Raw genomic sequence first — 5,921 nt, 5'->3', positions numbered from 1 at the left:
GAAGCCATTCGTGCCCGGCCTGCTGGCGGCCGATTACGGCAGTACACTTGAAGCGTCGGGTCTGCCCCCCGAGATTCAAAAGGCGGTGATTGTTTACAATGGCAAGTTGACCCGAGATTATGAATATCTCAACACACATCTTTATAATTAACCCGGATGAACCGGAAACAAATAATCACAAGTACCACAAGTTAAATAACAAACTTCAAATACCAAATCTCAAATAAATTCCAAATTACAATATCCAAATCTCAAACAAGGACAAAAACCAACAGTTGATTATCAATTTGATTTCTCCAAAATTGATGATTGGAATGTCCTTTCTTCAAGACTCCAGGGTTTGGAATTTTGAATTTAGCTATTGTGATTTATTTGTCATTTGGTTTTTATTTATTGTATTTTATTTATTGTCTTTTGTTTTCTGAGACAAAAAGCACGAGCTTAAAGATTAAGGTACTAAACGTCCATTTACGCAAATAAGGTAATCTGCCTATGAAACGAAATATACACGCAGGCAAGCAGCGCAACGGAGGCCTGAGCCTCGACATCCTTACCGAAGAGGAGCTCAAGGAGATCCATCTGGGAACACTTGATCTGCTTGAAACAACAGGCATCTATGTAGGAGATGCGACCGCCCGGGACCGCTTCGAAAACGCTGGCGCCCAGGTGGACCGGGACAGCCGGATCGTTAGGATCCCTCCCCATCTCGTTGAAGAAGCCATCCGTTCGGCGCCTTCAAGAGTGATCCTGGCCGGCCGGGACCCCAGGCACGACCTGGTACTGGAAGGCAACCGGGTGCACTTCACCAATTTCAGCGAAGGGGTAAAGATCAATGACCCCCACACCGGTGAGAACCGGACACCGGTAAAGCAGGACCTGGTCGACACCGCCCGGGTGATCGACTACCTCGACGAGGTGGATTTCTGTGAAAAGGCCCTGGGTGCCCACGACGTCAACCAGGCGGTGGTCCCCCTGCACAACGCCGAAGCCTACCTGACTCACACGACCAAACACTGCGCCTTCGGCCCGGGCAACGGCCGGCTGCTGAACAAGATCCTGGAAATGGCCGCAGCCATCGTCGGCGGGGTCAAGCGGCTGAAGGAACGGCCCATCGTTTCATTCACCACCTGCCCGGTCAGCCCGTTGAAACTGATTACGGACTGCTGCGAAATCATCATGGAATCGGCCCGCAACAATGTGGTGTGCAACATTCTCTCAATGGCCATGGCCGGCGGCACCGCACCGGTGACCCTGGCCGGCACCCTGGTGACCCACAATGCGGAACTCTTGGGCGGGATCACCTTGAGCCAGCTAACCCGCAAGGGAGCGCCGGTCGTCTACGGCAGTTCGACCACCGCCATGGACCTGAGAATGGCCGCGGCGACCGTGGGGACGCCCGAATGTGCGCTGATCAGCGGGGCTGTGGCGCGACTGGCGCGCTATTATGCCCTGCCGAGCTATGTCGCCGGTGGCTAGGGCGATTCAAAAATATCCGACGTCCAGGCAGGCCACGAAAAGACGCTCACCGGACTGTTGCCCGCATTGGCAGGTGCCAATATGATCTACGGTCTGGGAATGCTTGAAAGCGGCATCACGTTCGACTACGGCCAACTGGTGTTAGACTGCGAATTTGCCCGCATGATCAAATTTACTGTGCAGGGAATCCCGGTGAATGCGGAAACACTCGCCGTGGACGCGATCAAGGAGATCGGTCCGGGCCGTGATTTTCTCATGCACCCGACAACCTTCAAAGGCATGCGGAATCAATCCAAGCCTGAGATTATCGAGCGCAGGATGAGAGGCGTGTGGGAGGCCGCAGGTGCCACCACCGCCTATGAACGGGCCATGACGAAAGCGCGGTGGATCCTCGACAACCATCACCCCGAGCCGCTGCCTGACAAGGTACTTGCCAAAATCAGGAGCATCGTCGAACAGGCTGAAGCGGAGATTGGAATCGAAACAGGAGAAGATCGATGAAAAAGAATGTGAAGCTACCCAAACAGGCCAATGTGGTCATTATCGGCGGCGGAATTATCGGTTGTTCCGTTGCCTACCACCTGGGCCACCTGGGTTGCCAAAACGTCGTCCTTTTGGAACGGGATGAACTCACCTCCGGAACGACATGGCATGCTGCAGGCCTGATGGTGACCTTTGGATCGTTGTCGGAGACGTCGACAGAGCTGCGCAAATACGGCCGTGACCTCTATGGCCGGCTCGAGGCGGAAACCGGCCTCTCCACCGGCTTCACCCCCATCGGATTTATTGAAGTCGCCAGCAATACCGATCGTTTGGAAGAATACCGCCGTGTGGCTGCGTTTAACCGATATTGCGGGGTCGATGCACAGGAAATATCGCCCAAAGAAATCCAGGAACTGTTTCCGCTGGCCAAAGTGGATGATCTGCTTGCCGGCTTCTATGTAAAAGACGATGGGCGCGTGAACCCTGTGGACGCGACCCTTTCACTGGCCAAAGGCGCCCGCAACCAGGGCGTTCAGATCATTCAGGGCGTGTCTGTTTCTGGCATCACAAAGAAAAATGGCGCAGTCGCCGGCGTTAAAACCCGTCATGGGGATATCCAGGCCGAGGTCGTCGTCAATTGTGCCGGCATGTGGGCGCGCCAGTTGGGCGATGTGTCCGGCGTCAATATTCCCAACCAGGCAGCCGAGCACTATTACCTGATCACCGAAGAAATGGACGGCATTCCTCCCAACATGCCGGTATTGGAAGACCCGTCTCACTATGGTTATTATCGTGAAGAGGTCGGTGGGCTCATGGTCGGCCTATTTGAGCCGGTTTGCGCGCCCTGGAACATCAAACGGATTCCGGAAGACTTTTCCTTCGGCGAGATCGAACCGGATTGGGATCGCATGGGGCCTTTTGTGGAAAAGGCCATATCAAGAGTGCCTGTGATTAAAAAGCTCGGTATAAAAACATTTTTCTGCGGGCCTGAAAGTTTTACCGCCGACCTTCAACCCATTGTGGGTGAGGCACCTGAACTGAAAAATTATTTTGTCGCCGCTGGGCTCAACTCAGTCGGGATTATCGCCGGACCGGGACTGGGTCGCGTCATGGCGCATTGGATAATGAACGGCAGGCCCGATGTCGACATCACCGGGTTTAACATTGACCGTCTGCACACCTATCAGAACAATTCGGAATACCGTAAACACCGGACGGTTGAATCGCTGGGAAAGGTCTACCAATGCCACTACCCCTACCAATCGATGCAGACAGCCAGAGGCGCCAAGAAATCGGCATTTTATGATCGTCTAACCGATCAGGGGGCCTATTTCAGGGACATCAGCGGCTGGGAAGGCGCAGACTGGTATGCCCCTCAGGGTCACGAGGCCAAAATTGACCGACATTCCTGGGGCAAGGACCATTGGTTTGCCTATTGGGAAGCCGAGCATCAGGCGGCCCGCGAAAATGTCGTCCTCATGGACATGTCTTTCATGTCAAAATTCATGGTCCAGGGCCGCGATGCCGGTAAAGTGCTCGACTATTTATCAGCCAACCATGTGGATGGCAGCGCCAACCGGATCACCTACACGCCCTGGTTGAATGAAGACGGGCGGCTCGAAGCCGATTTGACGGTAGCCAAGCTAAAAAGCGATCGGTATCTGGTGGTGGTAACGGATACCATGCATCGTCATGCAGAGAACTGGTTGAAAAGCCATATTCCGGACGATGCCCATGCCTTTGTCACCGATATGACCGCTGCCTATGCCCAACTCAACATCCAGGGACCAAAGTCCCGTGAATTATTGCAATCCATCACATCGGCAGATCTATCCAATGCGGCCTTTCCCTATCGACATGTCGCCGAGATCGCCATTGGCTACGCCCGGTTGATCTGCGTCCGCCTCACCTATGTGGGTGAACTCGGCTATGAGCTATACATCCCGACAGAACAGGCCACACATGTTTACGATGCCATTGTCGATGCGGGCCAGCGATTCAATCTTCGTCATGCCGGGTTGAAAGCATTGGCCAGCCTGAGACTGGAAAAAGGCTATCGTGATTACGGCCACGACATGGACAACACCGACGATCCGTTTGAAGTTGGACTGGGTTTTACGATTAAACTGGAAAAACCCGCCGGATTCATTGGAAAAGAGGCGTGTGCCCGAAAAAAGGCCCACGGTCATCCGACCCGACGGCTGGCCCAGGTATTGGTCAAAGACCCGGCCCCGTTGTTGTTCCATGCCGAAGTGGTCAGCAGGAATGGTAAGCCGGTGGGCTATGTCCGATCCGGTTCTTACGGGTACACGCTGGGTGGCGCCATTGGACTCTTCATGATAGAAACGGAAGAACCGATCGATCAGGCGTATATCGATGCGGGCAAATGGGAAATTGACATCGCTGACAAGATGTATCCGGCAATCGTTTCACTCTCACCGCTCTACGATCCTGGGATGGAGAAGATCAAATCCTGACCGCGATGAAAAAACGGCACAGTGCCGTATGACAGGCAAGGGCCCGGTTGCAGTGCAACCGGGCCCTTGCCTGTCGATGGGTTCGCTAAAAAGGGGTCAAGCTAAAGAATCTGGCTGAGGAACAGTTTGGTTCGATCGTGGGTGGGGCTGACGAAGAAATGCTCCGGAGTGCCCTCCTCCACGATGGCGCCGGCATCCATGAATATCACGCGGTCGGCCACTTCACGGGCAAAGCCCATTTCGTGGGTGACCACCACCATGGTCATGCCCTCTTTAGCCAGGGTCTTCATGACGTCGAGCACTTCACCGATCATCTCCGGATCCAGCGCCGACGTGGGCTCGTCGAACAACATGATTTTGGGGTCCATGGCCAGGGCCCGGGCGATGGCCACCCGCTGCTGCTGGCCGCCGGAGAGCTGGTCCGGAAAGACATCTTTCTTGTCGACGATGCCCACCTTTTCAAGAAGGACCATGGCTCTCTTCAGGCTTTCGTCACCCGAACGCTTGCGCACCACTTTCTGAGCCAGAGTCACGTTTTCCAGCACCGTCTTGTGGGGAAACAGGTTGAATGACTGGAATACCATCCCCACCTCGGCCCGGATTTTGTTGATGTCGGTCTTCTGGGCAAGGATGTCGGTGCCGTCGATAAAGATATGCCCGCTGGTGGCGTGTTCCAGGCGGTTGAGGCACCTTAAAAAAGTACTCTTGCCGGAACCAGAGGGGCCGATCACCACGACCACCTCGCCAGCCTTGATGTTGGCCGTTACATCCACCAGTGCAGGGATCTCATGGGGGGCATAGAAGGTTTTGTATACATTTTTTGCCTTTATCACGATGTCGCCATCCTCCTCTCAAGGTGTTGCACGTACATGGAAAGGGTAAAGGTAAGCACCAGGTACAACAGCCCCAGAAGAATGTACACCTCGAAGGGTTGAAGCGTTGCCGTAACCGCTTCCCGGGCCGCTTTGGTCAACTCGCGGATGGCAATGATCCCCAGCAGGGAAGAATCCTTGATCAGGCTGATGAACTGCCCGGCAAGAGGCGGAAGAATGCGGCGAAGTGCCTGGGGAAGGATGATATAGCGCATGGACTGGGCATAGCTCATGCCTACAGAGCGGGCCGCTTCAGTCTGCCCGCGATGGATGGACTGGATGCCTGCCCGCACGATTTCCGACACGTAGGCACCGGCAAAACAGGCCAGTGAAGCGACGCCGTACCAGAACGCCGGGATCTGACCGAAGCCGTAGGTATATAAAAGGTCATTGATCAGCGTCCCCAGAACGAAGTACCAGATCAAAATCTGGACCATCAGGGGAGAGCCCCGGATCAGCTCTACATAGACGATGGAGGTCCAACGCAGGGCCGGGTTGTCCGAAATGCGCATCAATCCGCTGATGATACCAATGATCACACCGAATATCGTGGACATCACACTGATCTTAAGGGTGACCCACAAACCGATGACCAGCAGGCCTGGTTTCCACT

At 54.5% G+C, this 5,921-nt stretch carries 3 protein-coding genes and 1 pseudogene; 2 read left to right on the top strand and 2 right to left on the bottom strand.

All coding sequences use genetic code 11. The annotated features are described in order from the left end of the window. Positions 1 to 492 precede the first annotated feature (492 nt). A pseudogene (gene mttB, locus QNK41_RS14960) lies at positions 493 to 1,977 on the top strand ([trimethylamine--corrinoid protein] Co-methyltransferase). Further along, complete coding sequence (locus QNK41_RS14955; RefSeq protein WP_319258297.1) at positions 1,974 to 4,436, top strand: FAD-dependent oxidoreductase; 2,463 nt, start codon at positions 1,974 to 1,976, stop codon at positions 4,434 to 4,436. Before mttB ends, QNK41_RS14955 begins: the two are co-directional and overlap by 4 nt. Before the next feature lie 101 nt (positions 4,437 to 4,537). Here QNK41_RS14955 and QNK41_RS14950 read toward each other — a convergent pair whose 3' ends face one another. Continuing rightward, positions 4,538 to 5,269, bottom strand: a complete 732-nt coding sequence (locus tag QNK41_RS14950; protein ID WP_319258296.1) for an amino acid ABC transporter ATP-binding protein — start codon at positions 5,267 to 5,269, stop codon at positions 4,538 to 4,540. Further along, positions 5,266 to 5,921 (bottom strand): amino acid ABC transporter permease (locus QNK41_RS14945; RefSeq protein ID WP_319258294.1); only part of this gene is annotated, 656 nt, incomplete at its 5' end. The genes QNK41_RS14945 and QNK41_RS14950, both read right to left, overlap by 4 nt.

It is taken from the genome of Desulfosarcina sp. (assembly GCF_033791525.1).
Taxonomy (GTDB): domain Bacteria; phylum Desulfobacterota; class Desulfobacteria; order Desulfobacterales; family Desulfosarcinaceae; genus Desulfosarcina.
This window is presented reverse-complemented; position numbering and strand designations above follow the sequence as displayed.

Excerpts from the sequence above, each read along its gene's own strand:
- QNK41_RS14955 (WP_319258297.1), top strand. The coding sequence starts at position 1,974 with ATGAAAAAGAATGTGAAGCTACCCAAACAGGCCAATGTGGTCATTATC.